The 13,194-nt window shown below is 71.1% G+C and carries 13 protein-coding genes; 6 read left to right on the forward strand and 7 right to left on the reverse strand.

Annotated features, from left to right (window positions below):
• Window positions 1-3: 3 nt before the first annotated feature.
• Together ABD970_RS02885 and ABD970_RS02890 are read left to right on the forward strand one after the other, a co-directional pair.
• Complete coding sequence (locus ABD970_RS02885; protein WP_345294550.1) at window positions 4-1,113, forward strand: sensor histidine kinase; 1,110 nt, start codon at window positions 4-6, stop codon at window positions 1,111-1,113.
• Entirely contained in the window at window positions 1,110-1,547 is a 438-nt protein-coding gene (locus tag ABD970_RS02890; protein WP_345293985.1) for a response regulator, read from the forward strand. Before ABD970_RS02885 ends, ABD970_RS02890 begins: the two co-directional genes overlap by 4 nt.
• 1 nt (window position 1,548) lies before the next feature.
• On the opposite strand, the gene ABD970_RS02895 is transcribed toward ABD970_RS02890, so the two are convergent.
• The 4 genes from ABD970_RS02895 to phhA form a co-directional block, all read right to left on the reverse strand.
• A complete protein-coding gene (locus ABD970_RS02895) occupies window positions 1,549-2,250 on the reverse strand; it encodes a 2OG-Fe(II) oxygenase (protein ID WP_345293986.1) in 702 nt (233 codons plus the stop codon).
• Window positions 2,247-3,323 (reverse strand): class 1 fructose-bisphosphatase, encoded by a 1,077-nt coding sequence (locus ABD970_RS02900; protein ID WP_345293987.1) that lies wholly within the window; start codon window positions 3,321-3,323, stop codon window positions 2,247-2,249. Before ABD970_RS02900 ends, ABD970_RS02895 begins: the two co-directional genes overlap by 4 nt.
• A 93-nt stretch (window positions 3,324-3,416) precedes the next feature.
• Window positions 3,417-5,054 (reverse strand): DUF389 domain-containing protein, encoded by a 1,638-nt coding sequence (locus ABD970_RS02905; RefSeq protein WP_345293988.1) that lies wholly within the window; start codon window positions 5,052-5,054, stop codon window positions 3,417-3,419.
• Between the two features lie 195 nt (window positions 5,055-5,249).
• Entirely contained in the window at window positions 5,250-6,140 is an 891-nt protein-coding gene (gene phhA / locus ABD970_RS02910; RefSeq protein WP_345293989.1) for a phenylalanine 4-monooxygenase, read from the reverse strand.
• Window positions 6,141-6,347: 207 nt separating this feature from the next.
• On the opposite strand from phhA, the gene ABD970_RS02915 reads away from it, so the two are divergent.
• Entirely contained in the window at window positions 6,348-6,824 is a 477-nt protein-coding gene (locus ABD970_RS02915; RefSeq protein ID WP_345293990.1) for an Lrp/AsnC family transcriptional regulator, read from the forward strand.
• Window positions 6,825-6,932: 108 nt separating this feature from the next.
• Window positions 6,933-7,964, forward strand: coding sequence for a sulfite exporter TauE/SafE family protein (locus ABD970_RS02920; RefSeq protein WP_345293991.1), 1,032 nt, complete (start codon window positions 6,933-6,935; stop codon window positions 7,962-7,964).
• Window positions 7,965-7,973: 9 nt separating this feature from the next.
• On the opposite strand, the gene ABD970_RS02925 is transcribed toward ABD970_RS02920, so the two are convergent.
• Window positions 7,974-9,698, reverse strand: coding sequence for a M28 family metallopeptidase (locus ABD970_RS02925; RefSeq protein ID WP_345293992.1), 1,725 nt, complete (start codon window positions 9,696-9,698; stop codon window positions 7,974-7,976).
• A 146-nt stretch (window positions 9,699-9,844) separates the two neighbouring features.
• Here ABD970_RS02925 and ABD970_RS02930 point away from each other — a divergent pair, with 146 nt between their 5' ends.
• Window positions 9,845-10,486, forward strand: coding sequence for a DUF2238 domain-containing protein (locus ABD970_RS02930; RefSeq protein WP_345293993.1), 642 nt, complete (start codon window positions 9,845-9,847; stop codon window positions 10,484-10,486).
• 24 nt (window positions 10,487-10,510) lie between these two features.
• Here ABD970_RS02930 and ABD970_RS02935 read toward each other — a convergent pair whose 3' ends face one another.
• Window positions 10,511-11,296, reverse strand: coding sequence for a rhomboid family intramembrane serine protease (locus ABD970_RS02935; RefSeq protein WP_345293994.1), 786 nt, complete (start codon window positions 11,294-11,296; stop codon window positions 10,511-10,513).
• A 121-nt stretch (window positions 11,297-11,417) separates the two neighbouring features.
• Here ABD970_RS02935 and ABD970_RS02940 point away from each other — a divergent pair, with 121 nt between their 5' ends.
• Window positions 11,418-12,602, forward strand: a complete 1,185-nt coding sequence (locus tag ABD970_RS02940) for a class I SAM-dependent rRNA methyltransferase (protein ID WP_345293995.1) — start codon at window positions 11,418-11,420, stop codon at window positions 12,600-12,602.
• 28 nt (window positions 12,603-12,630) lie between these two features.
• On the opposite strand, the gene ABD970_RS02945 is transcribed toward ABD970_RS02940, so the two are convergent.
• The gene (locus ABD970_RS02945) at window positions 12,631-13,131 is read right to left on the reverse strand and encodes a GFA family protein (RefSeq protein ID WP_345293996.1); all 501 of its coding nucleotides are present in this window, start codon (window positions 13,129-13,131) and stop codon (window positions 12,631-12,633) included.
• Window positions 13,132-13,194 lie beyond the last annotated feature (63 nt).

The raw sequence follows: 13,194 nt of genomic DNA on the forward strand, positions 1-13,194 counted from the left end.
GCCATGGCGTGCTCGGGGATCGGCATGGCCCTGGTCGACGTGGACGCCCGCTGGCTGCAGGTCAATCCCGCGCTGGAGCGCATGCTCGGCAAGGGCGCCGACACCCTGGCCGGCCGCCCCGTGGCGGATGCCGTCCACCCGGACGACGCGGGCGAGCTGCGCCGGCAATGGCAGGCGCTGGCCGACGGCGGCCAGGAGACGCTCGCGGCAAGCCTGCGTTGCCTGCGCCCTGGCGGCGACGTCGTCCACGTGGCACTCCATGCGGGCGTGATGCGGGGCGATGGCGGCGAGCCGCTGTATTTCATCGCCCAGCTGCGCGACGACAGCGCACGGCACGCGGCCGAGGCAGCGCTTCGGGAGATGGACGCCAGCCTGGAGCGGCGCGTCACCGAGCGCACCGCGACGCTCGAGCACGCCGCGCGCCAGCAGGAGCTGTTCGCCCACGGCGTTTCCCACGACCTGCGCGCACCGCTGCGCGCGATCGAAGGCTTCGCGCGCCTGCTGGCGACCCGCTACGGCGACGCTCTGGACGAGGCCGGCCGCGGTTACCTCGATCGCATCAGCGGCGCCGTCGAGCGGATGGGAGGCCTGATCGACTCGCTCCTGGAACTGTCGCGCGCCACGCGCACGGAGCTGAAGGCCGAGGTCGTCGACCTGAGCCTCATCGCCGAATGGACCTACGCCGAACTGCAGGAGAAGGACCCCGGCCGCGACGCGGACCTGCAGGTCCAGCAGGACCTCGTGGTCCGCGGCGACGAGCGCCACCTGAAGCTGCTGTTCGACCACCTGCTGCAGAACGCCTGGAAGTTCTCGCGCGACCGCGAACAGGTGCGGATCCGGGTCAGTGGCGAGCGCCTCGGCGACCGGCTCGTCGTCTCGGTCCGCGACGAAGGCGCGGGTTTCGACATGCGCTATGCTGACAAGGTGTTCGAGCCCTTCCAGCGCCTGCATCCGCCGGAGCAGGGTGGCGGCCATGGACTCGGCCTGGCCATCGCGCAGCGCATCGCCGAGCGCCATGGCGGCCGGATCAGCGCGGAGTCCGCGCCGGGCGAGGGAGCGGTGTTCCGGATCGAACTCCCGGTCCACGACGACAGCGAAGAGATCCAGGCATGACCGACAAACCCATCCTGCTGGTCGAGGACAACCCGGACGACGTCGAGCTCACCCGCATCGCGTTCGCCGAATCCAAGATCGCCAATCCCCTGGTGGTGGTCAGCGACGGCGCCGAAGCCCTGGATTTCCTGTTCGCGCGCGGCCCGCACGCCGACCGCAAGGACCAGCCGCTGCCGTCGATCGTCCTGCTCGACCTCAACCTGCCCAAGGTCGACGGGCGCGAGGTGCTGCAGGCGATCCGCGCGGACGAGCGGACCCGCAACCTGCCGGTGGTGGTGCTGACCACCAGCGCCGAGCCCTTCGACGTCGAGGCCAGCTACGCCCTGGGGGTCAACAGCTACATCCAGAAGCCCGTGGACTTCGAGCGTTTCGTCTGGGCGGTCAAGCAGGTCGGCCTGTACTGGCTGGTGCTCAACCAGCCCACCGAGCGCTGACTCAGCGCGCGCCGAACAGCGCCTCGGCGCGCTGGAACAGGATCCAGCTGGTGGCGATGAACTTGTCGCCACGCTGCGGGCGGTTGCCGCGGTGGGTGTGGGTGAAGGCGGTGGGCGCGAACAGCAGCGATCCCGTGTGCGGCGCCACCTTGCGCTGCTGGAACAGGAACTCGGTCTCGCCCTCGTCGAAGTCGTCGTTGAGGTAGATCGTCCACAACAGGTGGCGATGCAGGGTCTCGGCGCTGCCGTCCTTGGGGTAGAGCTCGCAATGCCAGTACGGGTAGCCGCCTTCGCCGGCGCGGTACCACTGCAGGTTGATCGCGCCGGGGCGCAGGCAGGTGCGGGCCAGTTCGCCGAGCCGCTCGTCGGGCATGCCGGGGAAGTCCTCCGCCGCGAGCCGCCTTGGCTTCCCGTCCTCGCCGGCCTGCTGCAGCATCAGCGGCGCGATCAGGGCCTGCGGATAGCGGCGCAGGTAGGCGAGCAGCCCGGCGTACACCGCGGTGTTGAGCTGTTGCTCGACGTCGGCCCACGCCGCGTCGCCGGTGATGTGCTGGTCGCGGCTGTGCTTGAGTTCCGGGAACACGCCGCCGCCAATGCGCCCGGGCTGCAGGCTGTCGCTGGCGCGCATGCGCGCCACGATCGCGGCGCAGGCCTGCGCATCCAGCGCGCCGTCGGTGACCTCGATGAAGTCCGCGCCGCTCATGCCGCGGAGCCGGCCAGGCCGGCGGCGGGCGCGCGCGCGTCGTGCTCGCGATGGTAGCGCGTCGCCTCCGCGACCTCGTCGCGCGAACCCAGGAACACCGGCACGCGCTGGTGCAGCTCGCCCGGTGCGATGTCGAGGATGCGGTCGCGGCCGTTGGTGGCCGCGCCGCCGGCCTGTTCGACCAGCAGCGCCATCGGGTTGGCCTCGTACATCAAGCGCAGCTTGCCGGCCTTGCCCGGGTCCTTCCGGTCCCTGGGATAGATGAAGACGCCGCCGCGCGTCAGGATGCGATGCACGTCGGCGACCATCGAGGCGATCCAGCGCATGTTGAAGTCCTTGCCCCGCGGGCCCTCCCTGCCGGCCAGCAGATCGCGCACGTAGGCCTGCATCGGCGCTTCCCAGTGGCGCTGGTTGGACATGTTGATCGCGAATTCCTTCGTCTGCTCCGGGACCTGCATGTGCTTGCGCGTGAGCAGGAACGCGCCTTGCTCGCGGTCCAGCGTGAAGGCATGGGTGCCGTGGCCGATGGTCAGCACCAGCATCGTGCTCGGTCCGTAGATGCAATAGCCGGCGGCCACCTGCGCGGTGCCCGGCTGCAGGAAGTGCTCGTCGCACGGCGTGCCCACATCGTCCGGGCAGCGCAGCACCGAGAAGATGGTGCCGACGCTGACGTTGACGTCGATGTTGCTGCTGCCGTCCAGCGGATCGAACAGCAGCAGGTAGTTGCCGCGAGGGTAGGCGTCGGGGATCGGCTGGCAGTGCTCCATCTCCTCCGACGCGCAGGCAGCCAGGTGCCCGCCCCAGGCATTGGCTTCCAGCAGGATCTCATTGGACAGCACGTCCAGCTTCTTCTGCGCCTCGCCCTGCACGTTGACGCTGGTGCCGCCGGCGGCCGCCTCGGCCTCGCCGAGCACGCCGCCGAGCGCGCCCTTGCCGACGGCCACCGAGATGCTCTTGCAGGCGCGCGCCGCGACTTCCAGCAGCAGCCTCAGGTCGGCGCAGATGTGCCCGCGGCGCTCCTCCTCGATGAGGTGGCGGGTCAGGGAGACGGGCGAAGCGTTGGCAGGGGTCATGGCGGCCGGGCGGGGAGGGGGGCGGCCATTGTCGCCGCTGGCGCCGCCGATTTCGAACCGGCGGCGGGACGCCGCGCCCGTGCGCCCCGGCGGCTATTCGCTCGCGGTGGTCGCCAGCTGCACGACCACGCTGCGACCGGCGGCGATGCCGGCTTCGCGGATCTGCTCGCGGGTCTGCTCGGCATCGGCGACGGTGGTCGCCGCGACGGGGGCGCCCCGTGCCCGCAGCGCGGCGGCCACCGCGTCGGTGCGCGACCGCGCGAGGCCGGGGTCCCCGCCTGCATGCCCGACCACGTCCAGCGCGCCGGCCTGCCAGCGGCGCAGGGCCCACGCGATGGCGTCGATGCGCGCGAGCTGCCGCGGCGTGAGCTCGGCGCTGTCGTCGGCGAAGCCGATCCGCGGCAGCGGCTGCAGTGCCGGCAGGACGCGCACCTGCAGCGGCCTGGCGGCGTCACGTCCCGCCGCGGCACTGGCCGTGGCCGCCGGGACGGCGTTGAGATCGCGTTCCAGCGCGTGCGCGGCGACCAGGTCCAGGCCCGCATCCGGCGCAAGCTGCCAACGCGCGGCGCGTCCGCCGTCGAGGACTTCCAGGGTGCCGAAATGGCCCAGCGCGCGCTGGCGCATGGCGATCAGCGCGGCGTCGTGCGCCTCCCGGCTGGCCGCGTCGCGGGTGGCGGCCGTCTGCAGTTCGGCGACGCTGTTGCGCAGCTCGGACAGGGTGGATTGCTCGCGCTGCAGGCGCGCCATGTCGGCGGTGTGGACTTCCTGCAGCTGCACGGTGACGGGCCGGCCGAGCCGGTCCTCCAGGGTGCGCTCCAGCCGCGGCGCCAGGTCCGGCCGGCCCTCCGGCGTCAGCAGCACCGCGTCCACCTGGATGGTCTTGCCACCCGCGTCGACCCGCAGCGTGGTGATGCGGCCGCCGCCCTCGCGCGCGGCCGCCTCGAGCGTGCTGCGTACCGTGGACTGGGCCAGGGTGCGCGCGGCGATGTCGCGCAGGGCCAGGCCCAGCGGGATCGACAGCAACAGGAAGGCGCCGATGATCAGGCCGGCCTGAAACGCCGACTGCTTGGGCGTGTCGCCGGCGCCGAAGCCGTACCAGCGCGCCATGATCGTCACCGACAGCGCGATGGCCAGCAGGTTGGTCATGAACAGGAACGAGGCGCCCCCCGCGACCTGCCAGTTGCCGACCGCCAGGCCGTAACCCACCACCGCCAGCGGCGGCATCAATGCGGTGGCGATGGCGACGCCGACGATGGTCTCGCCCTTGCGGGTGATCGTTGCGTACGCACCGGCCAGTCCGGAGAAGATCGCCACCAGCAGGTCGAACAGCGTCGGTTCCGTGCGCGCGATGATCTCCGCGGTCGGTTCCTGCAGGGGGGACATCCAGACGATGGCGAAGCAGATCCCCACCGCGAGCACGACACCCACCGCCATGGTCCGCAGCGCCGAGCGCAAGGTGCGCAGCTCGAACGTGGCCAGCGCCATGCCCATCTCGACGATCGGCCCCATCAGCGGCGAGATCAGCATCGCGCCGATGATCACCGCGCCCGAGCCCTGCAGCAGGCCGAGCATCGCGATGCCCGCCGACATCAGGGTCATGAAGGCGTAGCGCGGCCCGAGCTCCCCGGCCTCGTCGACGTGCGCCAGCACCTCGGTGCGGTCGACGTTGGCGAACAGGTGCTCGCGTCGCCACTTGCGGGACCAGCGCCACCAGGCTTCCGTACGAGTCATCCGGTCCGCCCGGGAGAAGATGGCTGGAAGCTTACCGGTTGTCGTGCACGGGAGTCAGCGTCCATCCCCCAACCGCGGGGGACGTGGCTCCCGTGGGGCCTGCAGCACGTGGCCTTCCGCCGCGACGTTGCGCGGCACCCGGGGACCGACTGGACCCGGGCTGGCGTCGACGCGCCCCCGCGTCGCGTGCGGGTGTCAGGTGTCGGCGTCGGTCGCCCACCCCTCGCCCGTGCCGCGGTGGTAGACCTTGTCGCCATCGAGCACGGTGCCGGCGGGAATCGATTCCTGCTCGGCCAGCCGCGCGTAGATCGGGGTGAAGTCGGGGCGGGTCGCTTCGATCAGCTGCTCGAAGCTGTCGATCACGAAGTAGGTCTTCTGGTAGGTGTCGATGCGGTAGCGCGTGCGCATGATGCGTTCGAGGTCGAAGCCGATGCGGTTGGGCGCGTCGGAGTCCAGGCAATGGATCGACTCGCCCTTGCTCGAGACGATGCCGCTGCCGTAGATGCGCAGCGCGCCGTGCTCGCGGATCAGCCCGAACTCCACCGTGTACCAGTACAGGCGGGTCAGGTTCTGCAGCGCGTCGGCGCCGATGCCGTGCGCCTTGACCCCGCCCTGGCCGTAGGCCTGCATGTAGTCGCCGAAGACCGGGTTCATCAGCAGCGGCACGTGGCCGAACAGGTCGTGGAACAGGTCGGGTTCCTCGATATAGTCGATCTGGTCCGGCCGCCGGATCCACCAGGTCACCGGGAAGCGGCGGTTGGCGAGGTGGTCGAAGAAGTCCAGTTCCGGCAGCAACCCTTCCACGCCCATCAGCGTCCAGCCCGTGGCCGCTTCGAGCACTTCGTTGAGGTCGGAGAATTTCGGGATGCGATCCGGCGTCATGCCCATCGCGTCCTGCGCCTGCAGGAAGGCATCGCTGGCGCGCCCGTGCAGGATCTCGCGCTGCCGCGCGTACAGCGTGGTCCAGGTGGCGTGGTCGTCGTCGCTGTAGTCGTCCCAGGGTTGCTCGACGATGCCGGTGGCGTAGACCGGGACCTTGCCCTTGTCGGTCTGCAGGTTCTCGACGCGGCGCGGCGTGGTGGACATGGCAGGGCTCCTGGACGTGGGTGGACGGTCGGGATCGACCACCGCTTGCGGATTGCGACGTGCGGATTGCGAAGCCTCCACCGCCCCGGGGCGGGTGCAAGGCCGCTTTCAGGGTATCGTCCCTTGCCTGCAAATGGGTTGCAAAGTTGCGGCGATGGTGGGAATTCGCGCAATATCGAAGCGTCATCCGGCAGGAGCGCACAACATATGACCACAGCACCCGAGCTGGACCGCATCGACCTGCACATCCTTGCCGAACTGCAGCGCGCCGGCCGGCAAAGCAACGCCGATCTCGCCGAGCGGGTGCACCTGTCGCCGTCGGCCTGCCTGCGCCGGGTGCAGCGGCTGGAACGCGAAGGCGTGATCGCCGGCTACCGCGCCGAGGTCGATGCCGAACGCGTCGGCCTGGGCTTGCAGGCCTTCGTGCGCGTGCAGCTCAACCACCACGACGCCGCCTCGGTCGCCGCCTTCGCCGAATTCGTCGGGCACTGGGACGAGGTCGTCGCCTGCCACGCCCTGACCGGCGACATGGACTACCTGCTGCAGGTCGCCGTGCGCGACCTGGACCACTTTTCCCGCTTCCTGCTCGACCGCCTGCTCACGCAGGCGGGGGTGGCCGACGTCAATTCAAGCTTCGTGCTGCGCACGGTCAAGGCATTCCGCGGGTTGCCGGTGGCGCAGTAAGGCGTGCCGCCGGCGCCAACTCATCCCCGCCCCGGACGGGCGCAGTCGAGACCTCGGGGCAAGGACAGGCTATAAAGCGCGACCTGCGACGCAAGGACGAACGCCTGGATGACGCTGCTCGCGCCCCCCAAACGCCACCTCTGGGTCTGGTTCCTCTGGCTGGCGGGCTTCTATTCGACCTGGGCTTGGCTGGTGTTCGGGCAAGGGCATTGGGACGAGGCGAAGGCGCACTGGCCGATCGCGCTGGCGATGGCCTTCGGCAGCTACATCGCCGGCTCCACGCCGATGGGCGGGGGCACGGTGGGCTTCCCGATCCTGGTGCTGGCCTTCGACATGCCGGCCACGCTCGGGCGCGACTTCAGCTTCGCGGTGCAATCCATCGGCATGGTCAGCGCCAGCATCTTCATCCTTGCGCGCCGGCAACCCTTGGCGTGGTCGATGCTCAAGGGCGCGTTGTGGGGCAGCGCGATCGGCACGCCGCTGGGCATCCTGTTCATCGCGCCGTTGATCCCCGAGCTGTGGATCAAGCTGGTGTTCGCGGTGGTCTGGGCGAGCTTCGGCGTGCTGCACCTGTACCGCATCGACGAGATCGCCGGACACACCGGCATGACCGAGTTCGACGAACGCTGGGATTTCCGCGTCGGGCTGGCGATCGGCGTCGGCGCCGGCGCGACGGTCGCCGCCGTGACCGGCGTCGGTATCGACATGGTGCTGTACGCGGCCTTGGTGCTGCTGTGCCGCGCGGACCTGAAGATCGCCATCCCCACGTCGGTGGTGATCATGGCGGCCACCTCGCTGATGGGGATCGCGCTCAAGCTCGGGCTGACCGGCGTGCAGCCGGGCGTGTTCGGCAACTGGCTGGCGGCGGCGCCGGTGGTGGCGCTGGGCGCGCCGCTGGGCGTGCTGGTGGTGGCGCTGGTCGGGCGGCGGCCGACGCTGCTGTTCGTGGCGGTGCTGTGCGTCGGCCAGTTCGCCTGGACGTGCTTCGTCGAATGGGACGTGCTGGGCTACGCCGGCCTGGCGCTGGCGATCGCCGCGGTGGCGGCGTGCCTGTATGCCCTGGAGCGGCTGCGCCGGTGGGGCGGGGTGCTGGTGGCCGAAGCGCAGCGCAAGCGGAACGGCGGCGCGCCCGGGCGCTGAGCGACCGGTCTATTCGGGCGCGGCTGCGGTTGGCGGGTTCGGCCCGGCCGCGGGCGCGCGCCCGAACCGCTCTCCGAAGAAGTCGCCCTTGTTCCACGTCGGGCGCTGGTCTGCGTCGCCGACCAGCTGCCCGATGCGGGCATTGAGCCGGGCCAGGCGCGCGGCGTCGCCGTAATGGATGGGCTGGTCGGCGTCGTCGCAGGGCTGGTGGTAGCAGTTGCGCAGGAAGTAGGTCAGCGCGACCTTGGGCTTGCGCTGCTTGTCGGCCGGGACCACGCCGCCGTCCAGGTACACCGCCGGGATGCCGGCGCGCACGAAGGAATACTGGTCGCTGCGCACGAACACGACTTCCTCCGGGAACGGATCCGGCGACAACGCCACGCCGACCTCCTTGGCCGCCGCCTCGACCACGCCCTGCAGCGAGGAATGCTCGATGCCGATCGGCACCACGTCGGTGCTCGGCGCGGTCATCACCGGCATGTCCATGTTGATGTTGGCGACCAGCGAGTCCTTGGGCACGGTCGGCCGCTGCGCGAACCAGGTCGATCCCAGCAACCCCTTTTCCTCGGCGGTCAGGGCCACGAACAGCATCGAGCGCCGCGGCTTGGCCGCCGCCTGCTGCAGCTGGTGCGCCGCCTCGAGCATGATCGCCACGCCCAGCGCGTTGTCGAACGCGCCGTTGTAGATGCGGTCGTCCTGCCCGCGGTCGTCCTTCACCGGCTTGCCGATGCCCAGGTGGTCCAGGTGCGCGGTGTAGACGACGTGCTCGGCGCGCAGGTCGGGATCGCTGCCGGGGATGCGGCCGACCACGTTGCGCGACTCGATCTGTTCGAGTTTCGACTTGCCGGAGATGAGTACGGTGCCGGGCAGGTCGAAGCCCTTGAGCTTGCCGGCCGCCGCGGCGTCGAACAGTTGCGCGGACGACTGGTCGCCGCCGACGAACAGCGCGTCGGCCGCCGCGGCGCTGACCCGTGCGGCGCCGCGTAGCTGCGGGAAGCTGTCGATCGCGGTGCCGTCGTCGTCGCGCAGGCGCATGGTGGGCCGCGCCCAGTTCGCCGCACCGCGCGCCCAGGGCGAGCGTGCCTCTTCCTCGGCGGTGTTGACGAAGACCACGCCGATCGCGCCGCGCTCCACCAGGTTGCGCAGCTTCTCGCGGCTGGAGGAATGGAACGCGCGCCGGTCGTTGTCGAAGCGCTCCGGCGCGCCGCCGAAGACCACCGCGATCTTGCCCGCCAGGTCGAGCCCGGCGAAATCGTCGTGGTCCAGTTCCGGCGCGTGCACGGCCTGGCCGACGAACACCGCCGGCGCCTCGACCAGGAACTCCGGCGTGTTGAAGTTGGACGACGGCAGGAACTCCTTCTCGAACGCCAGCGGGATCACCCTGCCACCGCGCTTGACCACGAACTGCGCGCCATCGGCGAGCAGGGTCGCCTTGAGCAGGGGCACGTGCTGGAAATACGTTTCCGAGTCGCCGGCCGGCTGCAGCCCGAGTTCGTCGTAACGGCGGGCGAGGTAGCCCGAGGCGAGTTCGTAGCCCGGGGTGCCGGTTTCCCGGCCTTCCATGCGGTCGTCGGCGAGGTAGCGCAGGTCCGCCTCGATGCGCCGCGCGGCGGGGTCGTCCGCCCATGGCTTGGCGTCGGCGCCATCCCCGGAACCGGGCGCCGTGGCGGGGGTCGCTTCCTGCTGGCAGGCGGCCGACAACAACAGGACCAGGGCGGTGGCGATCAGTCGCATGGACGGGGTTCCAGGGGCAGGGGGAGGGCACGATGGCAAGGCATCGGCCGAGGCTGTCGACGCTAGCACCTCGGCCCGCATCCGCCAAACCGCCCGTCGTATGCTGCGGCCCCCGGGCGCGCGACGCCGGCAGGAGGCAGGAAGGCATGCACGCACCCACCGCTCCGTCCATCGCGGGCCCCCCGTCTCGAGTGGAAAGGCTGTTCCTGCCGACGGTCGTGGTCCTGGCGCTGCTCGCCTCGTGGTTCATCGCCCGGGACCGCCTGACCTGGCTGCTGGAAACGGTGTGCGTGATCGCCGCCCTGCCGATGATCGCCGCGACCTGGCCGCGGTTCCCGCTGACCCGGCTGCTGTGCTGGCTGCTGGCGGCGCATGCGCTGGTCCTGGTGTACGGCGGCGCCTACACCTATGCCGAGACCCCGCTCGGGTTCTGGCTGCGCGACGCGCTGGGTTTCGAGCGCAATCCTTGGGATCGCGTCGGCCACTTCATGCAGGGGTTCTCGCCGGCAATCCTGGCGCGCGAGCTGCTGCTGCGGCTGACCCCGCTGCGCCGCGGCGGCTGGCTGGCCTACCTGGTGCTCGCCGCTTGCCTGAGCTTCAGCGCACTGTTCGAACTGATCGAATGGTGGAGCGCGCTGGCCTTCGGCGCCGATGCCGACGCCTTCCTCGCCACACAGGGCGACGTGTGGGACACGCAGTGGGACATGTTCCTGTGCCTGGTGGGCGCGATCGCGTCGCTGCTGCTGTGGTCGCGGTTGCACGACCGGCAGCTGGGCCTGGCGCGCTGACGCCGATCGCGGCGAACGGCCGCGTCAGTCGTCGTCGCGGCGCTCGCGCGTGAACCGCAGCACCACGCCCTGGTCGCGATCCCCCGGGCGCTGCCACAACACGGGAACGTCGTCCGGGCGCGGCGGCTCGAACTGCGCGCGCTCCGCGGCCGCCGCCTCGGCCTCGGCTTCCTCCTCCAGCTCCCAGCTGTATTTCCGGCGCGGCGCCTGCGGGTCGCTGCGCCGGAACACGAACGCCGACACCACGCCGGCAACCGCACCCCCCAGGTGGGACTGCCAGGACACGCCCGGTTCCTGCGGCAGCACGGTCAACAACATGCCGCCGTAGAGGAAGAAGGCGATCATGCCCGCCGCGATCGCGGGGCGGTCGCGGCGCAGCAGGCCCAGGCTGAAGACCAGGAACATCAAGCCGTGGGTCAGGCCGCTGGCGCCGAGGTGGTGGCTGCCCGACTCGCCGAGCAGCCAGGCACCCAGTCCGGAACCGATCCACAGCAGGGGCACCGAGCGCAGCGTTGCGCGCGGGTAGACGCCGCCGGCCAGCGTGCCCAACAACAACACGGAGGCGCCGTTGGCGACCAGGTGCGCCGGCGAGCCGTGCAGCAAGGGTGCGGTCAGCACGCCCACCAGGCCGCGCGCGGCGCCGGGGGCCACCGCGAAGGGACGCCAGTCGAAGGCGCCCTGCGCCAGGAACATCACCAGCAGCAGCGCGCCGAAGGCGAGGCTGGCGGCCAGGGCCGTGCGCAGCCGGCGCAGGTCGGCCTTGCGCTGCGCTTCCGGGTCGAGCGGGGATTCGGTGTGGGGCAGGTCCATCGCTCCTACATGGCGCCCGCGGCGCGTGTTGCAAGGCAGGCCGGCGCCCGCGCGTCCAGGCCGCCAGCACGGCCGCGGTTGCCCGCCCGGAACGCCGGTGGCGCGACGATAGAATGCGCGCATGGACCAACCCCCCCAGATCGTGCGCCTCAAGCATCCCTGGCGATCGAGCCATCCGTGGATCTTCCAGCGCCTGGTCGAGAAGCCCGATGACCGGCCCCGGCCCGGCAGCGTGGTCGAGGTGCGGGGCGAGGACGATGCCTGGATCGGCCGCGGCTTCTACAACGGCCATGCGCGCGTCGCGCTGCGCCTGCTGGAGACCGACCCGGAGGTCGCCGTCGACGCGGCCTGGTTCGCGCGCAAGATCGCCGACGCGGTGCGCCTGCGCCGCGACATCCTGCGCCTCGACGAGGCCACCGACGCCTGGCGGGTGGTGCACAGCGAGGGCGACGGGCTCAGCGGCCTGGTGGTCGACCGTTACGCAGACCTGCTGGTGGTGGAGTTCTTCAGCGCCGGCATGCACCGGCACCGCGAGTGGATCTTCGACGCCCTGCGCGCGCAGTTCCCCGGCTGCCGCTTCCACGCCTTCGCCGACCGGCACGTGCAGAAGCAGGAGAGCTTCGATTGCCGGCCGTTCAACAGCGAGGGCGTCGAACCCGTCGCGCCGGTGGTCATCCACGAGCACGGCGTGCGCTTCCGCGCCGACCCGGCCGCGGCGCACAAGACCGGGTTCTTCACCGACCAGCGCGACAACCGCGAGTGGCTGTCGCGGCTGTGCGCCGGGCAGCGGGTGCTCGACCTGTGCTGCAACACCGGCGGGTTCGGCATCCATGCGGCGGCGCGCGGCGCGAAGTCGGTCCTGGGCGTGGACATCGATGCCGACGTGCTCGGGATCGCGCGCGCCAACGCCGAGCTCAACGACGTCGACGTGGCCTTCGAACAGGCCGAGGTCCACGCCTGGCTGCGCGATGCCGCGGCGCGCGGGGAGACCTACGACGTGGTCGTGCTCGACCCGGCCAAGATGACCCGGGCGCGCGAGAAGGTCGTGCCGGCCTTGAAGAAATACCTGGAGCTCAACCGCCTCGCGCTGGCGATGGTGGCGCCGGGCGGCCTGTTCGCGACGTTCTCCTGCACCGGGCTGGTGACCGAGGAGCAGTTCCTCGACACGCTGCGGCGCGCGGCCTACCAGGCCAATCGCACGCTGCAGGTCATCCGCGTCGCCGGTGCCGGGCCGGACCATCCCTTCCACGCCCACGTGCACGAGCCGCGCTACCTCAAGGCGGTGTTCTGCCGGGTGCTGGACTGAGTCCCGGCGGGCGCAAGCAGCGCGCGCCTCATTCCGTCGGCCGGACGGCGCGCCTGGCGTCCCGGTAACGCTGCAGCGCCTCGGCGGTCCATTCCTGCCTCGGGTCGTAGAACGCGTCGAAGGCGCGCGCGCCTTCCGGCAGCGCCACCCACGGTTGCCTGGAACCCACGTGGATATGGATGTCCGGCGGCAGCGCGTCCGGATCGTCGAGCGTGCCGACGCGGACGAAGGCGATCTCCGGGCCGCCGCCGGGATAATGGCTCCACAGCGCGATGCGACAGTCGGGGCAGCGCGCGATGCGCTGGCCCTTGCCGCTTTCAGAGGGCACTGGCACGGTCTCGACCTCGCCCTGCAGCCGTTCGACGCGGCCGGTTTCGATCATGGCGTTGATCGCGAACGCGCTGCCGGTCTCGCGCTGGCACCAGCGGCAGTGGCAGCAGTGGACGACCAGCGGTGCCGACCGGAGCCGGTAGCGCACGGCGCGGCAGGTGCAGCCGCCATCGAGCGGCGGGAAAGTTCCGGCTTGCATGGTCGCCTCCCATGGGTCCTCGCCAGGCCTCGATCATAGCCGCGTGCGTCTCACGACCTGGGA

This window comes from Luteimonas vadosa (assembly GCF_039543545.1).
Lineage (GTDB): Bacteria > Pseudomonadota > Gammaproteobacteria > Xanthomonadales > Xanthomonadaceae > Luteimonas > Luteimonas vadosa.

Bases quoted from the DNA above. Each gene is read 5' to 3' on its own strand.
- ABD970_RS02895 (WP_345293986.1), bottom strand. From the start codon at position 2,250: ATGAGCGGCGCGGACTTCATCGAGGTCACCGACGGCGCGCTGGATGCG.
- ABD970_RS02935 (WP_345293994.1), bottom strand. From the start codon at position 11,296: ATGGACCTGCCCCACACCGAATCCCCGCTCGACCCGGAAGCGCAGCGC.
- ABD970_RS02920 (WP_345293991.1), top strand. From the start codon at position 6,933: ATGACGCTGCTCGCGCCCCCCAAACGCCACCTCTGGGTCTGGTTCCTC.
- ABD970_RS02940 (WP_345293995.1), top strand. From the start codon at position 11,418: ATGGACCAACCCCCCCAGATCGTGCGCCTCAAGCATCCCTGGCGATCG.
- ABD970_RS02930 (WP_345293993.1), top strand. From the start codon at position 9,845: ATGCACGCACCCACCGCTCCGTCCATCGCGGGCCCCCCGTCTCGAGTG.
- phhA (WP_345293989.1), bottom strand. From the start codon at position 6,140: ATGTCCACCACGCCGCGCCGCGTCGAGAACCTGCAGACCGACAAGGGC.
- ABD970_RS02900 (WP_345293987.1), bottom strand. From the start codon at position 3,323: ATGACCCCTGCCAACGCTTCGCCCGTCTCCCTGACCCGCCACCTCATC.
- ABD970_RS02885 (WP_345294550.1), top strand. From the start codon at position 4: ATGGCGTGCTCGGGGATCGGCATGGCCCTGGTCGACGTGGACGCCCGC.
- ABD970_RS02915 (WP_345293990.1), top strand. From the start codon at position 6,348: ATGACCACAGCACCCGAGCTGGACCGCATCGACCTGCACATCCTTGCC.
- ABD970_RS02925 (WP_345293992.1), bottom strand. From the start codon at position 9,698: ATGCGACTGATCGCCACCGCCCTGGTCCTGTTGTTGTCGGCCGCCTGC.
- ABD970_RS02890 (WP_345293985.1), top strand. From the start codon at position 1,110: ATGACCGACAAACCCATCCTGCTGGTCGAGGACAACCCGGACGACGTC.
- ABD970_RS02945 (WP_345293996.1), bottom strand. From the start codon at position 13,131: ATGCAAGCCGGAACTTTCCCGCCGCTCGATGGCGGCTGCACCTGCCGC.
- ABD970_RS02905 (WP_345293988.1), bottom strand. From the start codon at position 5,054: ATGACTCGTACGGAAGCCTGGTGGCGCTGGTCCCGCAAGTGGCGACGC.